At 41.5% G+C, this 24,104-nt stretch carries 17 protein-coding genes; 5 read left to right on the forward strand and 12 right to left on the reverse strand.

The window, feature by feature from the left end:
* Nucleotides 1–179: 179 nt before the first annotated feature.
* The 12 genes from A3GM_RS0104310 to A3GM_RS0104365 all read right to left on the reverse strand — a co-directional run bounded on the left by A3GM_RS0104310 (nucleotide 180) and on the right by A3GM_RS0104365 (nucleotide 17,046).
* Nucleotides 180–1,352, reverse strand: a complete 1,173-nt coding sequence (locus A3GM_RS0104310) for a dicarboxylate/amino acid:cation symporter (protein ID WP_018362162.1) — start codon at nucleotides 1,350–1,352, stop codon at nucleotides 180–182.
* A 290-nt stretch (nucleotides 1,353–1,642) separates the two neighbouring features.
* Complete coding sequence (locus A3GM_RS0104315; RefSeq protein ID WP_018362163.1) at nucleotides 1,643–2,836, reverse strand: FprA family A-type flavoprotein; 1,194 nt, start codon at nucleotides 2,834–2,836, stop codon at nucleotides 1,643–1,645.
* Nucleotides 2,837–2,841: 5 nt separating this feature from the next.
* A complete protein-coding gene (locus A3GM_RS0104320) occupies nucleotides 2,842–3,783 on the reverse strand; it encodes a carbohydrate kinase family protein (RefSeq protein WP_018362164.1) in 942 nt (313 codons plus the stop codon).
* 155 nt (nucleotides 3,784–3,938) lie between these two features.
* Complete coding sequence (gene ybeY / locus A3GM_RS0104325) at nucleotides 3,939–4,355, reverse strand: rRNA maturation RNase YbeY (RefSeq protein ID WP_018362165.1); 417 nt, start codon at nucleotides 4,353–4,355, stop codon at nucleotides 3,939–3,941.
* A 51-nt stretch (nucleotides 4,356–4,406) separates the two neighbouring features.
* Nucleotides 4,407–4,844, reverse strand: coding sequence for a pantetheine-phosphate adenylyltransferase (gene coaD, locus A3GM_RS0104330; protein WP_018362166.1), 438 nt, complete (start codon nucleotides 4,842–4,844; stop codon nucleotides 4,407–4,409).
* A 205-nt stretch (nucleotides 4,845–5,049) separates the two neighbouring features.
* The gene (ruvB, locus tag A3GM_RS0104335) at nucleotides 5,050–6,087 is read right to left on the reverse strand and encodes a Holliday junction branch migration DNA helicase RuvB (protein ID WP_018362167.1); all 1,038 of its coding nucleotides are present in this window, start codon (nucleotides 6,085–6,087) and stop codon (nucleotides 5,050–5,052) included.
* Nucleotides 6,088–6,514: 427 nt separating this feature from the next.
* A complete protein-coding gene (locus A3GM_RS0104340; RefSeq protein ID WP_018362168.1) occupies nucleotides 6,515–9,364 on the reverse strand; it encodes a M16 family metallopeptidase in 2,850 nt (949 codons plus the stop codon).
* 115 nt (nucleotides 9,365–9,479) lie between these two features.
* A complete protein-coding gene (locus A3GM_RS0104345) occupies nucleotides 9,480–10,808 on the reverse strand; it encodes a thioredoxin family protein (protein ID WP_018362169.1) in 1,329 nt (442 codons plus the stop codon).
* A gap of 68 nt (nucleotides 10,809–10,876) precedes the next feature.
* Entirely contained in the window at nucleotides 10,877–11,338 is a 462-nt protein-coding gene (locus tag A3GM_RS0104350; RefSeq protein ID WP_018362170.1) for a hypothetical protein, read from the reverse strand.
* A gap of 3 nt (nucleotides 11,339–11,341) precedes the next feature.
* The gene (locus A3GM_RS0104355) at nucleotides 11,342–11,971 is read right to left on the reverse strand and encodes a hypothetical protein (protein ID WP_044124400.1); all 630 of its coding nucleotides are present in this window, start codon (nucleotides 11,969–11,971) and stop codon (nucleotides 11,342–11,344) included.
* Between the two features lie 35 nt (nucleotides 11,972–12,006).
* The gene (locus A3GM_RS0104360) at nucleotides 12,007–13,554 is read right to left on the reverse strand and encodes a RagB/SusD family nutrient uptake outer membrane protein (RefSeq protein ID WP_018362172.1); all 1,548 of its coding nucleotides are present in this window, start codon (nucleotides 13,552–13,554) and stop codon (nucleotides 12,007–12,009) included.
* A 6-nt stretch (nucleotides 13,555–13,560) separates the two neighbouring features.
* Nucleotides 13,561–17,046 (reverse strand): SusC/RagA family TonB-linked outer membrane protein, encoded by a 3,486-nt coding sequence (locus tag A3GM_RS0104365; RefSeq protein WP_154648089.1) that lies wholly within the window; start codon nucleotides 17,044–17,046, stop codon nucleotides 13,561–13,563.
* A 476-nt stretch (nucleotides 17,047–17,522) separates the two neighbouring features.
* On the opposite strand from A3GM_RS0104365, the gene A3GM_RS0104380 reads away from it, so the two are divergent.
* The 5 genes from A3GM_RS0104380 (at nucleotide 17,523) to A3GM_RS0104400 (ending at nucleotide 23,708) form a co-directional block, all read left to right on the forward strand.
* Nucleotides 17,523–18,839 carry a DUF2851 family protein gene (locus A3GM_RS0104380; protein WP_018362176.1) on the forward strand — a complete coding sequence of 439 codons (1,317 nt, stop codon included), beginning with the start codon at nucleotides 17,523–17,525 and terminating at the stop codon, nucleotides 18,837–18,839.
* Nucleotides 18,840–18,863: 24 nt separating this feature from the next.
* Nucleotides 18,864–19,274 (forward strand): acyl-CoA thioesterase, encoded by a 411-nt coding sequence (locus tag A3GM_RS0104385; protein ID WP_018362177.1) that lies wholly within the window; start codon nucleotides 18,864–18,866, stop codon nucleotides 19,272–19,274.
* Between the two features lie 31 nt (nucleotides 19,275–19,305).
* Nucleotides 19,306–20,442 (forward strand): DNA-processing protein DprA, encoded by a 1,137-nt coding sequence (gene dprA, locus A3GM_RS0104390; protein ID WP_018362178.1) that lies wholly within the window; start codon nucleotides 19,306–19,308, stop codon nucleotides 20,440–20,442.
* Between the two features lie 84 nt (nucleotides 20,443–20,526).
* Nucleotides 20,527–21,528, forward strand: a complete 1,002-nt coding sequence (gene dusB / locus A3GM_RS0104395; protein WP_018362179.1) for a tRNA dihydrouridine synthase DusB — start codon at nucleotides 20,527–20,529, stop codon at nucleotides 21,526–21,528.
* 254 nt (nucleotides 21,529–21,782) lie between these two features.
* Nucleotides 21,783–23,708, forward strand: coding sequence for a DEAD/DEAH box helicase (locus A3GM_RS0104400; RefSeq protein ID WP_026216121.1), 1,926 nt, complete (start codon nucleotides 21,783–21,785; stop codon nucleotides 23,706–23,708).
* Nucleotides 23,709–24,104: the final 396 nt, after the last annotated feature.

Below are 24,104 nucleotides of genomic sequence, written 5' to 3' on the forward strand. Positions count from 1 at the left end.
ACTTTCGATGAGCAGAGCAACATTCAAAGAGGGCAACCTCTTGCTCTTCATTTTGCACACTCGCTTTCTCTCTCTTTCAAAAACAGCGTTATTACACCGCAATAGCAATGCTTTTTCACCTCAAAATCAATGAGATTACGAGCTAATTACAGTGTTTTTGTAAGTCGTTGAAAATGAGATTATTCCTCAACAGAATCCTTTGTCACTTTATCTACGATAAGAGCTATTGCTCCATCTCCTGTTACATTGCAAGCGGTTCCAAAACTATCCATAGCAATATACAAGGCGATCATCAACGCTTGAGCCTCACTATCGAAGCCAAGAACGCTGGCAAGAGGGGCTAAAGCTGCCATAATAGAGCCTCCAGGAACGCCTGGTGAAGCCACCATCATGATGGATAAGAGCAAAATGAAGCCGAAAAAGAGCATAAAATCGTGTGGCATACCATTCAATATGCAAATGGTGAGGGCACAAGCGGTGATCTTCATCACTGAACCCGACATGTGAATGGTGGCGCAAAGGGGTACAACAAAGCCCGCAATGCCTTTAGATACACCGTTGTTGATGGTTTGTTGCAAGGTAACGGGTATGCTTGCTGCCGACGAAGAGGTGCCCAATGCGGTGAAATAGGCAGGAAGCATGTTCTTAAGTAGCACGAAAGGATTTTTCTTTACGATAGCTCCTGCAATGCTAAACTGATATAATAGAATGATGATGTGTAGTGCAAATATCACAACTATGATCTTGGCAAACACCAATACCATGTGATATACTTCGCCACTATAGGTCATATTCAAGAATATTCCGAAGATGTAGAGTGGTAAAATGGGGATAATTACGTTTCGAATAACGGCATCTATCACCTTTGAAAGGTCGCTAAACACGCCATAAAGGTTGTTTAAACGCTGCGAAGTGATGCAAAGTCCGGCAATGAAAGAGAACACTAAACCGCTCATTATATCGAACAATGCGGGGATATTGATGGTGAAATAGGGTTCGATGGCTGTGGCACTCTTTACCTGTTCGAATGTTTCTTGGGTGTTGATTAAGCTCGGAAAGAGCCACGAACCAACGCTATAAGAGAGCAATCCCGATAAAACGGTGTCGCAATAGGCCAACAACACGGTGATTAAAAGCAGCTTCTTGGCTCCTTTTCCCACATCGGCTATAGCTGGAGTAACGAGTCCTACGATAATTAAAGGTACCATAAAACCGAGGAACTGACTGAAAAGTGCATTGAAAGTGGTGAACACTCGAACTACCCCAAGGGGCAAAACGTTTCCTAAGGCGATGCCTACTATAATCGAAATAATAATGAGTGGCAATAAACCTAACTTCTTTATTTTCATCATATCACTATATTTTTCTTTTTAATTCTTGTCCGCTTTCAATGGGGTGGCTATGTGATGGCAACCAAAGGGATGGCTCTTGTTAAAAGAATGTCGGTAGATTTGTGTGGCAAGGGCAAAGCTCTCCCAATAGAACTCGTTGCCTGTTGCGCTGTGAATGCAATAATATGCGCTGCGAAAAATATATGTTCTGCGCTATTGTTGCAAAGTTTTTGAGCTGTTGATGCTATAATAAAAAGAGAGAAGAAAAGGTGATATGTTGCTTTATCACCTTTCTTCTCTATGCTGTTTTCTTAGCCTCTTTGTGCTATTAGATATTCAGCCATGGCTCTTCCCAATGCTTTACAACGCTCAGTTGAATCCTCATCTAAAGATTGAAGCATATCTACTGGTTCGCCTACTGGCTCGAATTTCAAATGGTTCTCGTTCCATTCTGCAATCTTTTCTACTGCCTTAGAAGCCCAACCGTGGCTTCCAAACCAGCCAATTGCATGGTTCTTGATGTCTCTATTGGCGATTTCGCTGAGCAAAACATCCATTTCATGATACAAACCTGTGTTGTATGTTGGTGCACCAACAATCAAACCTCTGTATCTGAACACGTCTCTTAGAATGTAAGAGTGGTGAGTTTTAGACACATTGTATAGCTTTATGTTCTTAATTCCAGCCAAAGAAGCTGCCTTTGCAATACATTCTGCCATCGATTCGGTGTGTCCATACATCGTTCCATAGCATATTACGATGCCTTCTTCTGTGTCATAGCGACTCATTCGATCGTATTCTGCCATCACTTTCTCTTTATATTGGTGCCAAACTGGTCCATGTGTGGGGCAAATGTAATCTATTTGCTCGTTAACAAACTTCTTTAAGGCGTTTTGAACAGGTATTCCATACTTTCCAACGATGTTAGAATAGTAGCGAACCATCTCTAACCAGAACTCTTCACAATTGATTTCTTCGTCAATAATACCGCCATTTAGTGCACCAAAGCAACCGAAGCCGTCTCCAGAGAACAACATATTGTCGGTTGTATCGAGTGTCATCATGGTCTCAGGCCAATGCACCATGGGGGTCATAAAGAACTTTAAGTTGTGCGAACCCAAGTTTAATTCATCGCCATTCTTCACTTCTAACTCTTTATCAGATATGCCATAGAAGCCTTTAAGCAAGTGGAATGACTTTTTATTACCCACGATTTCAACATCAGGATAATACTTTCTCATGAGCCCAAGCGACCCACTATGGTCTGGTTCCATGTGGTTTATAACGATATAGTCAATGGGTCTGTCGCCGATAACGGCACGAATGTTGTCTAAAAACTGTGGAAAAAATGCTACGTCTACGGTGTCAATCAAACACACCTTCTCGTCTACTATCAAATAAGAGTTATACGATACGCCATCAGGTAGTGGCCATAAGCCCTCGAAAAGAGCCTTGTTTCTATCGTTAACACCTACGTAATAAACGCTATTCTTTATTTCAATCATATCTGTTATTTATTTAAAGTTAGATTCATTTGTGCGCCAAAATCCTTTGAAATATAGTTATATATATCCTCACAGCAATTGGCTGAGAACTTAGTTGCATAGTGCATCAAGTCGTCCCATTGTGCTTCTGTTAAGCCATTGCTAATCATTTGGCGGGTAATATGGTTTTTTATTAGTCCAAAAATGAAGCCTGCATTGAAATTATCGCCTGCTCCTATGGTGCTAACGGTATGGGTTTGAACAACAGGATATTCTTTTTTGAAGTCGTTTTTGCCTCTTATCACGATGTTTTCGGCACCATTTGTGTAGATAAAGTCTTTGCAATAGAAAGCTATTTCGGCTTTATACACGGTGTCGGGATTATCCTTTTTGTACACAACTTCGAAGTCTTCACGGCTACCTCGAACGATATCAGCATATTCAAGGTTATCAATTAGATTGGGAGTAATCTTCATTACCTCGTTACGATGCGAGCTTCTGTAATTCACATCGTAGTAGATAATCGCCCCATTGTTGCGTGCATGCTCTAAAAGAGCCATGACTTGTTGATGCACTTTGGGATTTACGGCATAGAAAGAGCCAAATATCACGATGTCATCTGGTGCAATTTCTGGAAAAGAGAAATCGAGTTGATCGTGTGGTTGGTTCTTATAAAAGATGTATTCTGCATCGTTTTGCTCATCGAGAAAGGCCAATGACACAGACGATTTGCTATCGGGAAAACTACTAATATTATTGATGTTTACGCCATTATCTTGCAAAAAGTGTTTGATTGTCATCCCTACTCTATCGTTACCTATCTCACTTATGAAGTTACAAGATATGCCTGAACGGCCTAAAGAGATAAGTGCATTGAACGTAGAGCCACCTGGAACCGCCGCAATTGGTTGTTCGTTTCTAAATATAATGTCGAGACCTGTCTCGCCAATTCCTATTACTTTGCGCATAAATATCTTCGAAGATGTAGTGCAAAGTTCCGAAATTATCGGCACACTACAAAGCAATCGTTATTTATTTTAACGAAAATATGGTTTTAAATCTATTTCTATCGTTTTTTATTCAATATCGTGTTGTGTGGCAAAGACACGTTTTTGCCCAGCTCCTACTGCTTTCTTAAAGCCAAAGCTTTATTCTCTGCAGCCTCCATAATTTCTCTTTCACCGGGTCCTTTGTCGTTTATTCCGATCAAATGGAGCACTCCATGAATAATCACTCGATAGAGTTCCTCTTCATAAGTCTTTCCAAATAGCTCAGCATTGGTGCGTACTGTGTCGAGAGAAATCACCAAATCGCCATTCAATTCATCGTCTTCACAATAGTCGAAAGTGATGATATCAGTATAATAGTCGTGTTGAAGATATTCTCTGTTCACCTCTAATATCTTTTCATCATCAACGAACATATAACCAATGTCGCCCACTTTTTTGCCATAGCTTTGTGCCACTTGTTTAATCCAAGCAGTGGTTTCTCTTTTCTTAATCTTAGGCATTTTCACCTTTTCGCTGTTATATGTTATCATATATCTTGTTTTTATGCGTTGTAACTATGGGTTGATTTCGTTTGCGATGCATTATATCATCATGTCAGAAACATCTCTACCGAAGTGAATAAGCTCTCGAACAATGCTCGAAGAGATGCTTTCGTATTGTGGATCCGAGCATAAAAAGAGCGTTTCTATGCCTCCTATTGTCTTGTTTATTTCGGCTTGTTGGCGTTCATATTCAAAGTCTTTAAAGCTTCGCACGCCTTTAATAATCACGTTTGCGCCTACTCTTTTCGCCACATCTACCGTTAAATCGCTATACGCCACCACCTCAATTTTAGGCTCATTGGCATAGTGTTTCTCAATACGTTCAACACGTTCTTCAACGCTAAACATACCTTTTTTGTGCTCGTTGTGCCCCACTGCAATAACAATAGAGTCGAAAAGGGGGAGCGCACGTTGCACTATTGAGGCGTGACCAACGGTGAATGGGTCGAAACTTCCTGTGAAAATGGCTTTTGTCATGTTATCTATTCAAAGATTTTTCTTTATCTATTTAAAAGCGTCTTTCTATCTTTTCTAAAGTAGATGCAAGTAGAAAGAAAACGAAGATGCACCTTATTGAGAACGAACGAGAGCGAGATGCTGATGCACGCAGAGTGAGATGGAAAGTGAACTCGACCGCCTCTGCCTTTGCAAGTAGCGTTATAAGCAGTTCAAAGAAGGCGAATTACTCGTCGAACAAGCCTGCTTCGCTACCCAAACTGCTAAACATTTTGCGACCAAAGTGTCTGTATGCCAATTCAGTTGCCATACGTCCACGAGGCGTACGCTTAATGAATCCCTCCATAATAAGGAAGGGTTCGTACACTTCTTCAACCGTTCCCGAGTCTTCTCCGATAGCTGTTGCGATGGTAGACACGCCCACTGGACCGCCTTTGAACTTGTCGATGATGGTCAATAAGATCTTATTATCGATTTCGTCTAATCCATATTGGTCGATATTCAATGCACTCAAAGCATATTGAGCGATGTCGATATTGATGCGTCCGCTACCCTTCACCTGAGCAAAGTCTCTCACTCTTCGAAGTAAGGCATTAGCAATACGGGGCGTACCACGTGATCTTCCTGCTATTTCTGCAGCGGCATCGTCGTCGATAGGCACTCTAATAATCGATGCAGAGCGTTTGATGATGCGTGCAATAGTGTCGTTATCGTAATATTCGAGATGCAGATTAATACCAAAACGAGCACGCAATGGAGCTGTTAATAAACCGCTTCGGGTGGTTGCTCCAACAAGTGTAAAGGGGTTAAGATCAATCTGAATGCTTCGTGCCGACGGACCTTTATCGATCATAATATCTATTCGATAGTCTTCCATTGCAGAGTAGAGATATTCTTCTACCACTGCCGATAGTCGGTGAATTTCGTCGATAAACAACACATCATTAGGCTCGAGCGAAGTCAATATACCAGCCAAATCGCCTGGTTTGTCGAGCACTGGTCCACTGGTTATTTTGAAACCCACACCCAACTCGTTAGCAATGATGTTGCTAAGGGTGGTTTTTCCAAGCCCGGGAGGACCGTGAAGAAGAGTGTGATCTAATGGTTCTCCACGATATTTTGCAGCTTCTACGAATATTTGAAGATTGTCTACAACCTTTTGCTGACCACTAAAATCGACAAATTTCGGTGGTCTTAACGCATTCTCAAAATCCTTTTCTGCTGGTGAATACTTTTCTTCTCTTATATCAAACTCTTCTGTCATGCTACAAAGATAGTGCAAAATTTTGATTAAGACCACCAAAACAACAAGTTTTTAGCCTTGTTTCTGCACCCCAACCGCTGGTTTCACAGTGGCTATCTTCAACGGCTTTCGCACTGCCTTTCTGCACACCTGCTCAACAAGTGCATTGCTTTTACACGCCAACAACAATGCTTTTTGCCCTCAATAGCAACGCTTTTGCTCACCAATGTCAATGCTTTTCTTTTCGGGTGTTGGAACTATCGGCAAACAAGGAGTGAGCAATAGGAAAACGAGGAGAACACAGAGGGCGAAAAAAGGGTGTGAGAAAGAAGGGAAAAAGAGAGATAAAAGAAAAACGATGCATCTCCTTTCATCGAAGAAGATGCACCGCTGTGTATTGTTAGAATGGTTGTTTAACCAACCAAAGTTCGTCTTAAAACAAAGCGTTTTACTTTTCCCATTGTTTCTTTTCAGGGTCGATTGCCTTCACAACAATCTCTCTGTGCTTAGCATTGTCTAACACCTTAGCCGCAACAGCTGCAATGTCTTGAGGAGTTAGCTTACTAAACACGGGCTCAACGGCATTGCTTTCTTGTGGGGTTAGTTGCTCGCCTGTTTCTGCATATACGTTTAACAAGCCTAACCAAAGCGATGGATTAAGAGCCGCTTGTGGGTCGCCTGCGTTCTCTTCGTCTACTGCAAGTGGAACAAGAGCAGCCTTAAACTCGTCTATTGAGAAGCGTTGTTGCTTGATGTCGTTTAGAATGTTATACATCTTTGTCAACACCTTGTCTACTTCAGGACGTGAGGTTGAAAGGTGAATGCTGATGTTTTCTGTTGGAGCAGGTTGCGAAGTGTAGCTGGCTTTCACCCCAACTGTGTAGGTAAGGTGTTCTTTCTCACGCAATTCTTCAAAGTAACGATTCTCTAAAATCGAACGCATCACCTCTAAAGCAGCTTGCTCGCTGTCGTTGAGTTTCACGTTATTGAGATAAGAAACCTCTATTTCTGCCATGTCACCATCGAGATCTGTTACGAAAGTATGCTTAATTTCTTTTGCAGGTGAAGCGAAATCGAGTGGTTGTATTTTAGCCTTTTGAACGCTTGCATCGCCCTTTAACGAGCCAATATATTTCAACACGAGTTCTTTTGCGGTGCTTTCTGGCACGTCGCCCACTAAACAATAGGTGAAGAGAGCAGCGTTACCGAAGTTCTTATCGAATGTTGCGGGTAACTCGCTCCATTGCATTTGATCGAAGAATGCTTCGTTTTGCACTGGATTAGCTGCGCTTGGTGGGAAAAGAAGCATTTGAATTGAATCTTGAATAGCTTCCATTCCTGCTGTACTCTTATTGTTATAGAGGTACTTACTGCGTTGAACATACTTATCGAAGACGCTCTTTGAGAAGTTGTGCTTGGTTAAAATGAGGTGCACATACGCCAAGAAGTCGTCTAATTGTGCTGCCGATGTGTTACCACCGATGCCATTTGAATAGTCTTCGAGTGCCAAAGAAAGGTCGAAGTCTTTGTGTTGTAGCCACGCAGCAAGGTCGTTTCTACTATATTTATACACGCCCGACTGCATCAACAAACCACGCATTGCGGTGTAGTTAGCAAAGTCTTGTGGAGCAACAACAGAGCGACCGCCTTCTGAAGAGGCTGCAAAGAACACACGTCCCTTTGCTTCTGGAAGATATTTATACAACACTCGTGCGCCATTGCTTAGCTTCCATTCTTTTGCATTCAATTCTTTTAGTTGCTTTTCTGCCACAACCTTACCCGAAGTGAGCGCAAAGTCGATGGGTTGAGTGATCTTCTTTGGAGTAGCAAGCAAACCACCAAGTGGACCATTCATCACCTCTAATGTTTCAAGGAAGTTGCCCATGGTGAGTGGAAGCTCGTTTTCTCGTTTCGAATAGGTTACGAACGACAAGTTATTGGTGTCTAAAAGACTGCGCATCCACGTATTGATATCTTCTACTTCTAACTCTACTAAGGTTTCGATATTGCGTTGAATTTGAGTTCTGAAATCGGTTATTGGAGTGTCATACAAGAAGTTTTGCTTAAAGAGGTTCATGATGTTGTCGGGGGTTCCCAAGCCTTTTGCCTCTAAAACCTCTTTCATTCCTTTATACATCTCTGCCTTTTCGGTTTCAAACTCTTCTTTTGTAAATCCAACATCGCACAAAGCTCCACGCACTTTCATCACTTGGTCTAAAGCTTCTTGCGCCTTGTTAGCGTAAGGAACGGCATCGAATGCCACCTGATATTGGTTGCGCACCAAACCAGAAAGGCTCACTTGTGCTGCGATATACGCCTCTTTGTCGGCATTTTTAATCATCGCAAAGCGACGAGGAGCAAGCTTATTGAACATCTGAGTGAAGAGAAAAAAGCGCAAACGGTCTTCTTCTGGGGCTGAACCCTTCATCTCTTTGCGTTGGTAAATACCAAAAGATGCCTCTTTATTCTCTTTGTCTACGAAGCTATAAAACAATGGTCTGCTATTGTCTTCGATAGTTCTTTGAGCGGTATTGGGCGATGGTGCTGCCTTAGAAGGCAACGAACCAAAGAGACGTTTCACTTGTTTTTCGGTCTCATCTAAATTCACATCACCAATGATAGCAATGTATTGAAGGTTAGGACGATACCATTTTTTGTAGAATGCACGCAACTCTTTTGCTGTGAAAGCTTTGATGCGAGCCTCTGAACCGATGACATTGCGGGTTGCATAGCGTGAATGATTGTAAACAACACCAGCGATGCTGTCGGTTAATCGACGTTGAAGTCCTGCACGATGTCGCCATTCTTCTAACACAATACCACGTTCTTTTTCAACGTCTTGGGGCAATATTTTAATGCCATGACACCAGTCTTTTAGCATCAACAACATCTTTTCGTTGAGCTTTGGATCGTTGGTGGGAACGTTATGAACGGCATATTTTGTTTCGTCTAAGCCTGTATAAGCCTCAAAGTCGTGTAAGTTGTTTTCACGAAGGAACGACATGATACCCTTAGGGAAGCTTTTTGTGGCATTAAATGCAAGGTGTTCGAGGAAGTGAGCCAATCCTGTTTCGTTGCTTTCTTCAAGCACTGCACCCACATTTTGATAAAGATAATATTGTGCTTCGCCTGGAATACTGCCGTCGTTATATATATAATAGGTTAAACCGTTCGACAACTTACCTTGTCGAAGGACGTTGTTTTGCGCCCAAAGACTTTGTGGCAATAGGCTTATCAAAAACAAAACACCAGCTAAAAGCCAATGATTTACCAAATGAGATGTGTGTTGTTTGTTCATAAACAAAGGGATATTGAGAAAAAAGAAACGAGCCAATTAAAAAGAATAACATCAAGATGTTAGTGCTGTTCGATATAAAAAAGAACGCTTTTAATTGGCTCGTTGGTCTTAAAAATTATTTTTCGAGTAATTCAAGAGTAGCAAGTTTTTGCTTAATAGCACCTTGAACCATTGCTTGTGGCATTTCCATATTCTCCATTCTGAGCGACTCTGCGAAGCCTTGGTTATAGTATTCACGAGCCTTGTTGTAGTCTTTCAATGCACGATATGAGTCGCCAATCATCACAATATAGTTCACTCTGTCCATCACTGCATCGTCTCCTTGAAGGGCTTTTGTTACCCATTGGATAGCTTGTTGATGGTCTTCGTTCTTCAAACTCTTTGCTGCCGCATTGTAAAGGTTTTGAGCTGCCTTACCAAAATCTGATGGTTGAGCTGCTGCTCCCATCTTTTCGAACAACTGTTGCATTGCCTTGATGTAGCCTTTAACATCTTTGTTTTTATAAAGGTTATACAAAGCGTCGTTGTAAAGCTGTGCATGTTCATAAGAGTTGATGCCTGGTTGAGCTATAATGCTATAAGCTTTAGCATAAAGATTCTTTACGTTGTCGACATAGTCTTTATACTTTACGTTGGCTTCTTTAGCATAGTCTTCTGCAAAAGCGTCGTTTGCTTCTACAATATAGAAGGCTGGTGCCTTGCCAAGAACTTTGGTCCACTCGTCGATATTGCTGTTAATCATGTTCACAATACCTAACTTGTGCTCTTTATTATCTTCGCCTTCAAGAGTGAGAATGATGCGATAGTCGTTGGCATTAATAAGCTCTTTGGGGTTCTTTGTTGCCACATAGTTTTGGTATATCTTTTGAATTCGAGTCACCCACTTATCTGCTTCGATACCATCTTGTGCCTGCAAGAAGCTGGGAGCCTTAAGAAGTAGTTCTTGTTGAACGGCTAAGTCTTGTGGATTAGCTTTATACTTCTTATACAAATCGTCGAAACTAACGCTTTCGCCTGCTGCTATTTGAGCCGCTTCTAATAGCTCTTCCTTGCCCAAAGCACCTACATTTACCGATAAAGGCTTTCCGTCTGCATCAATAAATGCTACAGTTGGATAGGCTTCTACCTTGTATTGTTTAGCTATTTCTACGTTTTCTGGCTTCTCAGCGTCGATCTGTAGACTAATAAAGTGCTTGTTCATATAGTCTCCAACCTCTTTTAATGTAAACACATTCTTAGCCATGTGCTTGCAAGGAACGCACCAAACGGCATAGAAGTCCACGAAAAGAGCCTTGTTAGTTTTCTTTGCTTCGGCTAAAGCTTCAGCGAAAGTTCCATTAAAGAATATAATACCTTTGACGTCTGCAGAGCTTTTATCACTTGTGTTTTGCGCCTTTGCCACCAATGAAAGGAGTGCAAAGAGCATTAAAAATATCTTCTTCATATTCGTTCTTTCTGTTATATAATTAGTTTATTAACGACCTATTGGGGGCTTATCTCTACCCTTTGGGCTTATTCATAGTCTTGAACTATCACCTTAAAGGCATTCTTGAGCACGCTTGAATGGTCGTCGTTATACACTTTAATACTGATATTATATTTGCCATTCGTTAGCTTTTCGACTGCATCTTGGAAGACAAGAACAAGTCCACCGTCTACTTTTATTCTCTTTTCTTTCACTAATTGTTCGAAAACAGTAGCGTCTCCGCCTTCAGAAACCTCTACTCCTGCAAACTCATAGTTCAATGGATTGGTTCCAGCTACACCCTGAATACGTGTAGAAACCCATGGAGTTTTGTTGATATAGCGGTCGCTTGTGGTGTCGAGATTGCGAACAACAATCATCGAGTCGGGTGTAAATGAAGCACCAGTGGTGCGCAAATAGCCCACTTTTACCTTGCTACACGATGTGAAGCAGATAGCAAATATAGCGAAAAGTGCTAACAATGCGATGTTAAGAGTTCTTTTCTTCATAATTTAAAAGTCTTTTAAACTAAAGTTATAATCAAGTGAATGTACCACACCTGTTAGGGTTTGAATGTTAGAAGACGCCACATGTGAGGTCTTTGTTGTTGAACTTGAAACCAAATAGATCTGCAATGGTCCTGCATTGGGTACATTATTATAATCTTCTCTAAATGTATATATCCACAAAGGGTTGTTAGATGCCATTGTAAATGTTTCGCCTCCTGTTCCTATTGGATTACTTGCATCAGACGACTTCACACCTGTTTTGAAATCATCTAACATGATTCTCTTTGGCAAGATGCTGTTAAGAATGAATGTTTTGCAGTCTGCCACAGGGATATCAGCCACACTTTTTAATCCATTAGCATACAAATAGCGACGTATGCTGTGGTTGGTTATACCAAAGAAGGTGATGTCTTTGCCATAAGAACTGGTGCCTTGGAACACCGAAACCAAGTCTGCTCGCTCTGCCATAACACGCAATGAGTCCCAATTATATGGGTCGGTTTTGAAGTATTCCCACATAGTTGTTTGGTGATCTCCATTTGCTACGCCTGTATCTATTAAGTTATAATCGGTACAACTGGTTGCCATAAAGGTAGAAGCAACGAACGAAAGCGCACCAAAGAAATATTTCATACTTTTCATATTCATTTCTTTTAAATTCAAATGTATTAGTTATAAGCTTGCCAATAGGGCTTTTGACGGAGCAAAGTATTGGTGATGTGTCCGTCTTTATCTTGCCAAGCGTCTTTAGGAAGTGGTAAGAATAGGGCACCATTCTTGATGTCTTGTGTTGTAAGAAGGGTGAACTTACCTTGCAATTCTTCCTTAATGTAATTGTTTCGCACGATATCTGCATAGCGAGCGTCGTTCTCTCCGATGAATTCTTTCACTCTTTCGAGATATATTGCCTTCTTTAATCCCTCTGTGTCGTATGTAGATGGATAGGTTAAAGCACCCGCTCTTGTGCGTATTTTGTTCAAGTCTGTGGTGGCATCAGCAGTGTTTCCGAGCTTATTATAGCACTCAGCACGTAACAATATGATGTCGGCTAAACGCCAATAAACATAATCTGCGTCCATTGTTCTATAGCCTACGCCGCTTGCAGAATACTGATCGGGATCCATTATCGCCTTTCTGAACTTGTACATGATTGCATATTCAATACCATCTTTTTCATGACTTTGATCGAACTGATAGAAAAACGATTGCAAACGCTCGTCGGTTGCATCAGGAAATAAATTACTTATTGTCTGTTTGTATAGACGAAACTGTGTACTTGTGGGCAAATCGGCTAACTGTTGGTCTTCTCTTACAGGCCAACTCACGTAGTTTCGTGCAATTGTGTTAGGCGAAGTTACATTCGAAGAACGTGTTTTATCGAAGTAAAGACTGAATATTGCCTCTGGATTTGTTTTACTTGGATCAGACAAATATTCGCATAGTGTTTCAGGACTGCTGCACAATTCGTAGCTACCTGCTTGGTTATTGATAATAATCGAAGCATAGTTCACTGCGTTTTGGTAATCCTCTTGTGCATTACCTTGTAGTGAATACAACTCTGTTACGCTACCTTTCCAAGCATACAAGTGCGCCAATAGCGCTGCAGCTGTTCCCTTAGAAGCTACCTGACGATTGGTGACTACTGCCCCATTGATATCCTTTAAGTTTTCATGAGTAGGCAACAAATCATACGCTTTCTTTGCATGTTCAATCGCAGTGTTGAGCACTTCGCTCTGAGTTGACAATGGATAAGGCTTAATTTCACTTGAGTTTTCAGTGATAATAGCATCTCCATAGCGTTGAGCAAGCATAAAGTATGCCAAACCTAAGCCGAATTCAGCCTGTCCTTTGTGGTAGTTTTCACGCTCAGTGGTTAGACCTTGCGTTCTATAAATATTGTCTAACAATAGGTTCGACTCAAAGATTATATCGTATAAGCCTTTCCATGAGTATTCACTATTCATGACAGTACGAGGGTTCCACTCACGAACTTGAGTTCCATCTAATAGTGCATCGGCTTTAACTCCAGCCATAGCGAAGATCGCATTCTCTCCAATTGTTGTGTTTATGTAATATAGAATTGATGAAGTAGTGGCATTTAGCTCACGTTCTGTTTCGAAAGAGTTTGAATAAGTCAAACCATTTTCTGGTAATATATCTAGATTACACGATGCAAGGGTTAAACCCATAGCACCTATAAGCAATAATTTCTTCATACTCTTTTAGAATTTTAGATTAACACCGAATGTCACTTTACGATTCAATGGATATTGTGTTCCATCGTCTTTACCGGTGTATGGGTTGATAATTTCTGGGTCTAAGCCAGAGTAATTACTTAACATAAAGAGGTTTTCACCGCTTAAATAAAGGTTGATGTCTTTAATAAAGAATCCCTTTAGCCATTTCTTTGGCAATTGATAGCCTACAACAAGCTGTTTAAGACGTAAGAAACTGATGTTTTCGATGTTTGAATCTACGTTGCCATCGTGTTGTCCGATATAGTCTTTATCAGCGTAATGAAGTGAAGGATACTTCGCATTTGTGTTGGTAGGAGTCCAGAAATCATTTTCATCAAAGCTGTTCATAATCACACCAAACTCTTTAGTAAAGGTGTAAGAACCGCCTCTATACATGTTCATAACCTTTCTTCCGAGAGTGTAACTGAATAGAACATCAACATTAAAGCCCTTCCATTCGAGGTGAGAGTTAATACCTCCGTACACTGCTGGCAATGTACTTCCTGCATAGTAAAGGTCTTTTTCGTCGATAACACCATCAGAGTTTTGGTCTTTAATCTTTCTTCCGCCTACTCCAAGTGGGTTATTTGCCGATTGGAAGTATAGTGGCATCAACTTACCTGTTGCGTTATAGTAAGTAGGAATGTCCTCTGCTCTTTGCACAATACCCTCGTCTTTGTAGGTATAAATACCATAAACGGGACGTCCAAGCACCTTATCATTAAGGTCTTCTCCATTATATGTCTTTCTCAACTTGTTGCGGTTGTGACTCAAGTTCAATCCAACCGACCAAGTAAGGTCTTTTGTTCTAATCAAATCTGCTTGTACTTCGAACTCGATACCCTCGTTAGATATAGCAGAAGCGTTATCCCATACACGGTCTGAAAGGAAGACATTACCAGGGAGATAAGCTTGCATTAGCAAGTTACTTGAGTATTTATAATAGTAATCGAGTTTGAATTTAAGACGATAGTCGAGCAATTGAAGGTCGATACCCAAGTCGTATTGGTCGCTTTCTTCCCATGTTAGTTTTTTATTTGCCATTGATTGAGGAATCAATCCCAATGAGCCATTGAACTTTTCGCTTTCTTGCATCACACCAAGAGCGATGTATGGTTCTTGGAACTTTTGTCCTGATTTACCCCAAGAAGCACGAAGCTTACCGAAACTTAGCCACCAAAGCTTTTTAAACATGGGCTCTTCACTGAACGCCCAACCAAGACCTACCGATGGGAAAGTACCCCAACGCACATCTTTTCCGAATACACTTGAACCATCAGAACGAAGCGATAGCTCTGCTAAGTATTTCTTCTTGTAGTTATAAGCCACACGTCCAAGGAAACTAAGCATTGCTTGATCTTCTTTATTTGCTAAGAAAGTTTGAGCTGCTTTGGGTGTTCCCGAACCGTCGTTGATAAGAGTTGGCCAGCCTTCTCCAGGATATTTCACTCTATTTGTTGGTCCACCTTTAGCCGTACCGCTAAGGTTTTGAAGCAAATCGTAGTTGTATGTCATACCAGCTAACAACTCTAATTTCTGCTCATGAGGCAGATTTAGGTTGTAGGTAAGCAAGTTTTCGGTTTGAACACCAGTCATAGCAATGTTTGAACCTTGTGCTTCCGACAACTTGTCGTATTTCAAGTAGCTTGGAGTGAAGGTGAAAAGACGAGTAAAATATTGGTCTAACGAGAACGAAGAAGTAAACTTCAAGCCTTTAAGGATTTGATAGTTCAAACCTAAGCTCAATCTCACGTTATAGTTAGAGTTGGTTTTATCGATATCACGCAACTGCTTAAGGGCCTCTTTTTCTGCAATACTTCCTTTACCAGGGAGCACAGTTGGGGTTCGTTTAGGGTCGAAAGTAAGACCTTGAGCACGTCCCATATCCGCGCCAGCCTTTTGAGTTGTGTAGGTTAAGTTAATTCTTGAGTATAAGCTTAACTTTGTAGATAGGTTGAAATCCAAGTTGGTTAACAAGCTATATCTGCGGAAGTTAGAGCTAATCATGATACCTGTTTCGTCGTAAATACCACCATTTACAAGATAGCGCACATTTTCTGTACCGCCCGAAAGCTGTACATCTGCCTTAGTAACACGTCCAACTCTGAAGGCATATTTCCACCAGTTGGTTCTATTATTATAGAAGGTGTTCAAAGAGTCTTGTGCAATTGAAGGCAAACGACGGTCGCCTTCCACCACATTACCATTTCTCCAAAGGTAGTCGTAAGCACCATCTCCGTCGATATCCCAGCCATATGAGTCTTTATAAGACTTGGGATGAACAAGGTTATCGGTAATATAATCATAGTGAGAAGTGCGTTGTTGCTTTGCCATTAGCAATGCAATGTCTCTTTCTCCTTTACCTAAGATTTGCACTGGAGTACTTGGTAGCCACGAAAGCGATTGCGAAACGTTGATATTCACTTCCGACTTACCCGACTTACCCTTTTTAGTTGTAACCAAGATCACACCATTTCCTGCTCTCGAACCATACAAAGAAGCCGAAGCAGCATCTTTCAACACTTGCACACTCTCGATACTTGAGGGATCTAAGCCCGACAATGGGTTGATACCTCCTGTGCTTTCAGATGATCCACTCGTTATAGGTACACCGTCGATAACGAACAATGGACTACCATCGTTCACGCCTTTTTGGTTCAATGAGCTAAAACCACGAATCGTAATCTTCGTTCCTCTACCACCAGGAGAGCCCGAAAGGTTGGTAACATCCACACCAGCTACACGGCCTTGAAGAAGGTTTTCGACACTGGGTGAAGGTGCTTTTTGTAGGTCTTCGGCTTTAACTGAACCGATAGCACCCACTTGTTCACGTGTATTTCGTTTACCATAAGCAATAACCGACACCTCGCCCACCATGTAAGCAGATGAAGGAAGGGTGATGGTTAATGGTTTATTGGCGTCGTATTTAATGGTTTTTGTTTCGTAACCAACGCTCGACACAGTTACATCGCCATGCTCTTTGTCTACAAGAAGAGTGAAGTTACCATCCATGTCGGCACTTGTTCCTACCGAGGTACCTTTTATTTGCACCGTTGCAAGTGGAATACCAGCTCCATCTTTGTCTTTTACCAAGCCTTTAAGGGTGAATTTGCCCGCTGCGTTCTTTTGCATTTTGAACACATTGATAGCCTTTCCCTCTACGTTGTAGGTAAAGGGTGTGCCCTTTAAAACGCTTTGAATGGCACTCAACTCATCTACGTTATCGAATGATATCGTAAGAGTTAACGAGTCATTTTTCACATCATCGGTGTAATTCACCTTGTACTCGCCCTTGCTAGATAAGAAATCTAGGATGTAAGCAACGCTCTTTTCTTTAAAAGAAATAGAGAAATTTTTGTTTAATACTTGTGCTCCCGCATTCAAAGGATTAGAAAAGGATAGGAGAACAGCATTAAATAAAAACAAGAAAAATAGATTCCTTGTTTTGTTTGATGCACTCTTTCTTGTCATTAATGATTACTTTTTTGTTACGAAGTCTTGGTTTATCTTGTGGTATCACTACGGAAAGAAAAACCCAAAGAAATTCTTTAATATTAAAAATTTTCGATTGCAAAAATACGAAAAAACTACAACACCTTATTATTTTTAGTGAGAGATTATCAAAAAAAATAGCTTTCTAACATCTATTTTACACATTCTTAATACTAAAAAAGATAAGTTCTTGATTATTGCCCCGTTTTATTTATAATTTAACAACCTTTCAAGTTGTCCCCAATAGCAGTGCTTTTTTACTTCAATTTCATCGCTTTTGCGGTCTAAAAGAAGTGCTTTTGCGCCCCAAAGTCAATGCTTTTCCAGCACGAGCAGATAACACTCTCACCACAAGTGCTTTACTCATTCGTGGCCTTGCTAAAGGTTATCGCTCTTTTCTGTTGTGTAGCAAATAAAAAATAACTAACTTTGTAAAATTAAACCACGTCTTAACTATGGAACAACTGCTACACTACATTTGGAAACACAAGCTATTTTCGCTCTCGCAACTCGTTACGACTGAGGGCAAAAACGTTGAAATAATCGACCAAGGACGGCACAACACCGACGCTGGACCCGACTTTTTCAATGCGAAAATACGAATAGCTGGAACCGAATGGGTGGGCAATGTAGAGATTCATTGTAAGGCATCGGAATGGTTTTTGCATCACCACGACACCGACGAACGCTACGACAACGTTATTCTTCATGTGTGTGGTGAGGTAGACGACATTGCAACAACGAGCAAAGGGCGACCAATTGAGCAGATGATTCTGCCCATTCCTGCCCCCATCGAGGCGTGTTATCAAGAGCTAATGTCTCCTCACAACTCGTCTGCTCCATGCTATCTGCATGCTGCCAACATGCCTAAAATTAAGCAAAGAGCGTGGCTCAGCGCATTGCAAACAGAGCGGTTAGAGCGCAAAACGAAGGCGATCTTTGAGCGACTCGACAAGTGTAACAAGTCGTGGGAGCAGGTTTTCTTCGTAACACTCGCCCGAAATTTTGGCTTTGGCATTAACAATAACGCCTTTGAAGAATGGGCTTTCAATGTGCCTTTGCACGTAATTGACCACCATAGAGACGATTTGTTGCAGGTAGAAGCTTTGTTCTTGGGGCTTGCAGGCTTGTTAGACGAGGGTCAGATGAATGACGAACAGAGCCAAAAAGTGGCGAACGACGCCTATTTTGCAAGGCTCAAGCAAGAGTATAACTATCTTTCGCACAAGTTTTCTCTCTCGTGTATGAGGGCTTCGCACTGGAAATTCTTGCGTCTTCGACCTCAAAATTTCCCTCATCTGCGCATCGCTCAGTTGGCAAGTTTGTATCATCTGCGCCAAATTGGGTTGAGATCGATGCTCGAAAGCAAGGATATTGCCTCTATTCAAAAGCTTTTTTGCTTTGAAACGAGCAGTTATTGGCAACACCACTATACGTTCGGAACGCCCTCGAAAAAGGGGTCTAAGCAGCTTTCTAAAGGCTCGATAGAGCTCATTACCATTAACACCATCGTGCCTTTGCTGTTTGCTTATGGCAAATATAGCAACAAAGCGGAATTGTGCAACACTGCACTCGACTTTTGGGAACAGCTCGAACCCGAACAAAACCACATCGTTACGCAATGGAAAAAAAGTGGTTTTTGCATCGAATCGGCTGCCGACACGCAGGCACTTATTCAGCTTCACAACGAATATTGCGCCACGAAAGATTGCTTGAGATGTCGCTTTGGCTTCGACTTTCTGCGCTCTTGCACGGCAACCAACAATAAATGAGATATAAATTTAAATAAGATAAAAATGGAATATGTATTTACTATGAAGATGAGCGTTCGTGACTATGAATGCGACTTGCAGGGTATTGTGAACAACGCTAACTATCTTCACTACATAGAACATACACGACACGAGTTCTTAAAGCATGCAGGGGCTAACTTTGCAGAGCTTCATCAAAACGGAATAGATGCGGTTGTGGCTCGCATGAACCTACAATATAAAACGCCATTGCGCAGCGACGACACCTTCGAATCGTGCCTCAACCTCACTAAAGAGGGTATTCGTTACACTTTTTATCAAGACATCTACAATGCCACTACCCGCCAATTGTGCTTTAGAGCCAGTGTTGATGTGGCGTGCATTGTGAACAACCGACTTGGAAGGAGTGAGGAGTTAGATGCTATTCTCGAGCCGTTCTTACTCAAAAAACCATAAAATCGACCTTCAAACCCCACCCCACCTTCAAATGAAAACTACACCTCAAGAAATAATCAACGCCATAGCAGTGAGTAAGATGGGCTTTTACAAGCTATCTGAAACGCTCGAAATACTGCAAAAACTAGGCTCGGCAACTGCCATCATAGAACATCGAAACAATATAAAAGATGTGCTCCCCGATGCCTCTGTTAAACTGGTTGAAACGCTCAAAAATACTGATCGCTTTTTAATTCAGGCGGAACAGGAATTTATTTGGACTCAAAACAATGGTGTAGAGGTGCTTTGCTGGGGCGACGAACAATATCCACAACGATTGAAGGAGTGTGCCGATGCTCCCCTAACGCTGTTTTATAAGGGTTCTGCCAACCTCAATAAACAACGCATTATCTCGATTGTGGGAACAAGAAAATGCACGCATTATGGGCAAGACCTTATTAAACATCTAATAATGGAATTGCAACGGCTCTGCCCCGACGTGCTCATTGTGAGCGGTTTGGCTTATGGTGTAGACATCAATGCACATCGCATGGCTCTCGATCATCATTTCGAAACGGTGGGAGTGTTGGCTCATGGGCTCGATTATCTATATCCTCACGCTCATAAAGAAACGGCATTACAAATGCTTTCGCAGGGCGGTTTACTCTCAGAGTATTGCACAAACACGAAAGCCGACAAGATGAATTTTGTGAGAAGAAATCGTATTGTGGCTGGAATGTGCGACGCTTGTATTTTAGTGGAGAGTGCTTTGAAGGGCGGAGGCTTGATAACTGCAGGTATTGCGAAGGACTATTCGAGAGAGGTTTTTGCCTTTCCCGGGGCAGTAGGTGCTCCTTATAGCGAGGGTTGCAACGCTCTTATTGCTCAAAATGGGGCGGCTCTCATCACTTCGGCTAATGACTTGGTGGAGAACATGAATTGGGACAACATCTCATTGCTCAACAAAGCAAAAGAAAAGGGTATCGAACGAGAGTTGTTTCCCACGCTCAATGACAACGAACAACAGGTGGTTGAGGCTTTGAAAAAGCACAATAACCTACAAATTAACATGTTACTTGCCCAAACAAACCTGTCGGTTGGTGAACTATCGGCGGTGCTCTTCGAGCTGGAAATGAAGGGTATTTTGAGGGCAATGGCGGGCGGAAGCTATCATTTATTGATGTTATAGCCCAACAAAAGAACAGACTTTTAAGGATAACTCATTATATATCAAACTAAAGGGCGAAGGCTCTTACACACGAATAATTGAACAATGAAGATAAGAAATATAGACCTTGGCGAGAAACCTTTGTTCCTTGCGCCAATGGAAGACGTTACAGATATTGGCTTTCGAATGCTTTGTAAGCGTTTCGGAGCAGCGATGGTATATACCGAATTTGTTAGTGCTGAAGCATTAGTGCGCAACATTAAATCTACTATCAACAAGCTTTCTATTGCGGATAGCGAACGACCTGTGGGCATTCAGATATATGGTCGTGATGTAGAATCGATGGTTGAGGCGGCTAAAATCGTTGAACAGGTGTCGCCAGATGTGATCGATTTGAACTTTGGTTGCCCCGTTAAAAAGGTGGCAAGTAAAGGAGCTGGATCGGGAATGTTGCGCAATATCCCCCTTATGTTAGACATTACGAGAGAGGTTGTCAAAGCTGTTAAAACGCCTGTAACGGTGAAAACACGTTTAGGTTGGGACAGTGAGAACTTGATTATCACCACTCTTGCCGAGCAATTGCAAGATTGTGGTATCGAAGCTCTAACCATTCACGGTCGAACAAGGGCTCAAATGTACACGGGAAATGCCGATTGGTCGCTTATTAAAGAGGTGAAAAACAATCCCAGAATTCATATACCTATCATCGGAAATGGCGACATCACCACTGCCGAAGAGGCGAAAATGGCTTTCGACCAATATGGCGTTGATGCTGTAATGGTGGGTAGAGCGACCTTTGGACGCCCATGGGTGTTTAAGGAAATGAATGAGTTGATTCAGGGAATTGACGGCAAAAGCACGGCTCTTACTATCGACAACAAAATCGATATACTAAAAGAACAACTCGAAATCAATGTCGAAAAGATCGATGAATATCGTGGAATTCTTCACACTCGACGTCACCTTGCATCGAGTCCGATATTCAAAGGGATCCCAGACTTTAAACAAACCCGCATCGCTATGCTAAGAGCTAACACGGTAGACGAGCTGAACTCGATATTAGAAGACTGCCGAGTGCGCCTAAAGAGCATCGAACCTGCAGAATAAACCAAACCCTTTTGCAGAACAGTCTGAGCATAGGACGAATGAAAAATAAATTGTAAAGGTTCGATAAAAAGCACGTTTTCTGCATTATTTTTATTACCTTTGCACCCGATTAAAGCTTTAACCCACTCGTTGCAAGTGAGCAGAGATGGCGTTGAAGCTTTTGTTTAAATAGAAAGTTGAGCATATATGGTGTCATTATTGTGACGGGGACACACAAGATGCTCAAATAGTTTTAATAATAAAAAAAGAAAAATTTGAAGACATTTGAAATGTTAGGCATTAGCGAAGAGATTCGCAAAGCCATCGAAGAGTTAGGTTTTGAGCATCCAACACCTGTACAAGAAGAAGTTATTCCATATTTGTTAGGAGAAGGAAACGATGTTATTGCACTTGCACAAACAGGTACTGGCAAGACTGCAGCATACGGTTTACCACTCATTCAAAAAGTTAATCCACAACAAAAGCACACTCAAGCACTCATATTATCACCTACCCGTGAGCTATGTTTGCAGATTTCTGACAGCTTAAGCGACTTTTCTAAATATATCAAGGGCTTAACTGTGGTGCCTGTTTATGGTGGAACATCTATTGAAACACAAATTAAAGCACTTAAAAAAGGTACTCAAATTATTGTAGCAACACCAGGACGACTCATCGATTTGATTCATCGTGGAGTGGCAAAGCTCGAAAATGTAACCAATGTTGTATTAGATGAAGCCGACGAAATGTTGAACATGGGCTTCTCTGAAAGCATTAACGAGATCTTAGAGTGTGTTCCTAAAGATAGAAACACTTTGCTCTTCTCGGCTACAATGAGTAAAGAAATAGAGCGAATTGCACGCAATTATCTCACCAATCACAAGGAAATAGTGGTAGGAAGCCGCAACGAAGGAGCCGAAAGCGTTAATCATATCTACTATATGGTGAACGCAAAGGACAAATATCTTGCCCTAAAGCGCATCGTTGACTATTATCCAAGCATCTTTGCCATTATCTTCTGTCGCACAAAACGTGAGACTCAAGAAATTGCAGATAAGCTTATTCACGACGGATACAACGCTGAAGCATTGCACGGAGACCTCTCTCAACAACAAAGAGACCTCACTATGCAGAAATTTAGAAAGCATACAACGCAGTTTCTCGTTGCAACTGACGTGGCAGCACGTGGCTTAGACGTTGATGATCTTACCCATGTTATTAACTTTGGATTGCCCGATGACATCGAAAGTTATACCCACCGAAGCGGAAGAACAGGTAGAGCAGGTAAGAAAGGTACATCTATTTCGATTATACACACCCGTGAACGCAGTAAGATGCACGCCATTGAAAAGGTGATTAGCAAAGCTTTCGTTGAAGGAGAAATACCCGATGCAAAGGCAATATGCAGTAAACAGCTTTACAAGGTGATGGACCAAATATTGAAAGCGGACGTGAACGAAGAAGAAATTGCACCTTTCTTGGCAGAAATCAATCGTCACTTTGAATACGTAGACAAAGAAGATATCATCAAAAAGATTGTTAGTATGGAGTTCGGTAAATTCCTTGAATACTATGCTAACGCTCCTATTATCGAAAAACCAAGTAGAGGAAGAGGCGAAGACCGAGGCTCGAAAGGTGGCAGAAGAGATGGTAGTGGACAACGAAGAGGTGGCGAACGCCGTGCACCTCGTGCGGTAGAGTCGGGTTTCAAGCGTCTTTTCATCAACTTAGGAAAGGCCGATGGCTTCTATCCTGGAGAGATAATGCAATTCATCAACAAAAATGTTAAGGGTAGACAACAAGTAGGTCACATCGATCTTCTCGACAAAATATCTTACATTGAGGTTCCCGAAAGAGACGCAAACAAGGTGATGAAGGCTCTAAGCGGAAGCATTTACAAGAACAGAGAGGTTCGTTGTAACGACGCAGAAGAAGGATCTAACGGCAGAAAAGGACGCTCAACTGGTGGCAGAAACGCTGGTGGCGACTCGGACAACAGATACGAAAAACGCTCAAGACAACGCAATTCGAATGGCGAAAGACGTCAAGGCGGCAGAAACTCAAAGGGTTATTACACTGAAAGAGGCGAAGAATCGGGCGATTGGCGTCAGTTCTTTAACGATAAAAAGGTGAACTTAAGAGGTGAAGAACCAGACTTTAGCGAAGATGGTTGGGCACGTCGTAAACCCAGAAAGAAATAATATTATCCTTCACGACAATCCTGTTTGGCATTTAAATCCCCTGTGGTTTAAATGCCTTTTTTGTGCCCTTTTGGTTTCTGAATAATATTCTTAAAATGGAACAAAACAACTCATTTTAGACAACAACACCCCTCAAAAAGTCATTCTGCATCCCAAATCCGAAAAAATAAAATGTAAATGAAAAGCAATACCAATTGAAAAATATTGTTTATTTTTGTACAAAACATTCATTAATCAATTGCAAGAGCCAGAAAAACGAAGAGGAAATGGAGCAAAAACACTGTTGTTCTATGCCCTAACTGCCTCGCCTTAAACAATTCAATCATGACAGATAAACGTAAGATATCCTACACTTTGCCACAATTATTATATTTTTTGAATGATATGTGCAAGAAT

Source organism: Hoylesella nanceiensis DSM 19126 = JCM 15639 (assembly GCF_000379965.1).
GTDB lineage: Bacteria > Bacteroidota > Bacteroidia > Bacteroidales > Bacteroidaceae > Prevotella > Prevotella nanceiensis.

Excerpts from the sequence above, each read along its gene's own strand:
- A3GM_RS0104355 (WP_044124400.1), bottom strand. The coding sequence starts at position 11,971 with ATGAAATATTTCTTTGGTGCGCTTTCGTTCGTTGCTTCTACCTTTATG.
- dusB (WP_018362179.1), top strand. The coding sequence starts at position 20,527 with ATGAAGATAAGAAATATAGACCTTGGCGAGAAACCTTTGTTCCTTGCG.
- ruvB (WP_018362167.1), bottom strand. The coding sequence starts at position 6,087 with ATGACAGAAGAGTTTGATATAAGAGAAGAAAAGTATTCACCAGCAGAA.
- A3GM_RS0104385 (WP_018362177.1), top strand. The coding sequence starts at position 18,864 with ATGGAATATGTATTTACTATGAAGATGAGCGTTCGTGACTATGAATGC.
- A3GM_RS0104310 (WP_018362162.1), bottom strand. The coding sequence starts at position 1,352 with ATGATGAAAATAAAGAAGTTAGGTTTATTGCCACTCATTATTATTTCG.
- A3GM_RS0104365 (WP_154648089.1), bottom strand. The coding sequence starts at position 17,046 with ATGACAAGAAAGAGTGCATCAAACAAAACAAGGAATCTATTTTTCTTG.
- A3GM_RS0104380 (WP_018362176.1), top strand. The coding sequence starts at position 17,523 with ATGGAACAACTGCTACACTACATTTGGAAACACAAGCTATTTTCGCTC.
- A3GM_RS0104315 (WP_018362163.1), bottom strand. The coding sequence starts at position 2,836 with ATGATTGAAATAAAGAATAGCGTTTATTACGTAGGTGTTAACGATAGA.
- A3GM_RS0104350 (WP_018362170.1), bottom strand. The coding sequence starts at position 11,338 with ATGAAGAAAAGAACTCTTAACATCGCATTGTTAGCACTTTTCGCTATA.
- A3GM_RS0104340 (WP_018362168.1), bottom strand. The coding sequence starts at position 9,364 with ATGAACAAACAACACACATCTCATTTGGTAAATCATTGGCTTTTAGCT.
- dprA (WP_018362178.1), top strand. The coding sequence starts at position 19,306 with ATGAAAACTACACCTCAAGAAATAATCAACGCCATAGCAGTGAGTAAG.
- A3GM_RS0104320 (WP_018362164.1), bottom strand. The coding sequence starts at position 3,783 with ATGCGCAAAGTAATAGGAATTGGCGAGACAGGTCTCGACATTATATTT.
- A3GM_RS0104360 (WP_018362172.1), bottom strand. The coding sequence starts at position 13,554 with ATGAAGAAATTATTGCTTATAGGTGCTATGGGTTTAACCCTTGCATCG.
- ybeY (WP_018362165.1), bottom strand. The coding sequence starts at position 4,355 with ATGATAACATATAACAGCGAAAAGGTGAAAATGCCTAAGATTAAGAAA.
- A3GM_RS0104345 (WP_018362169.1), bottom strand. The coding sequence starts at position 10,808 with ATGAAGAAGATATTTTTAATGCTCTTTGCACTCCTTTCATTGGTGGCA.
- coaD (WP_018362166.1), bottom strand. The coding sequence starts at position 4,844 with ATGACAAAAGCCATTTTCACAGGAAGTTTCGACCCATTCACCGTTGGT.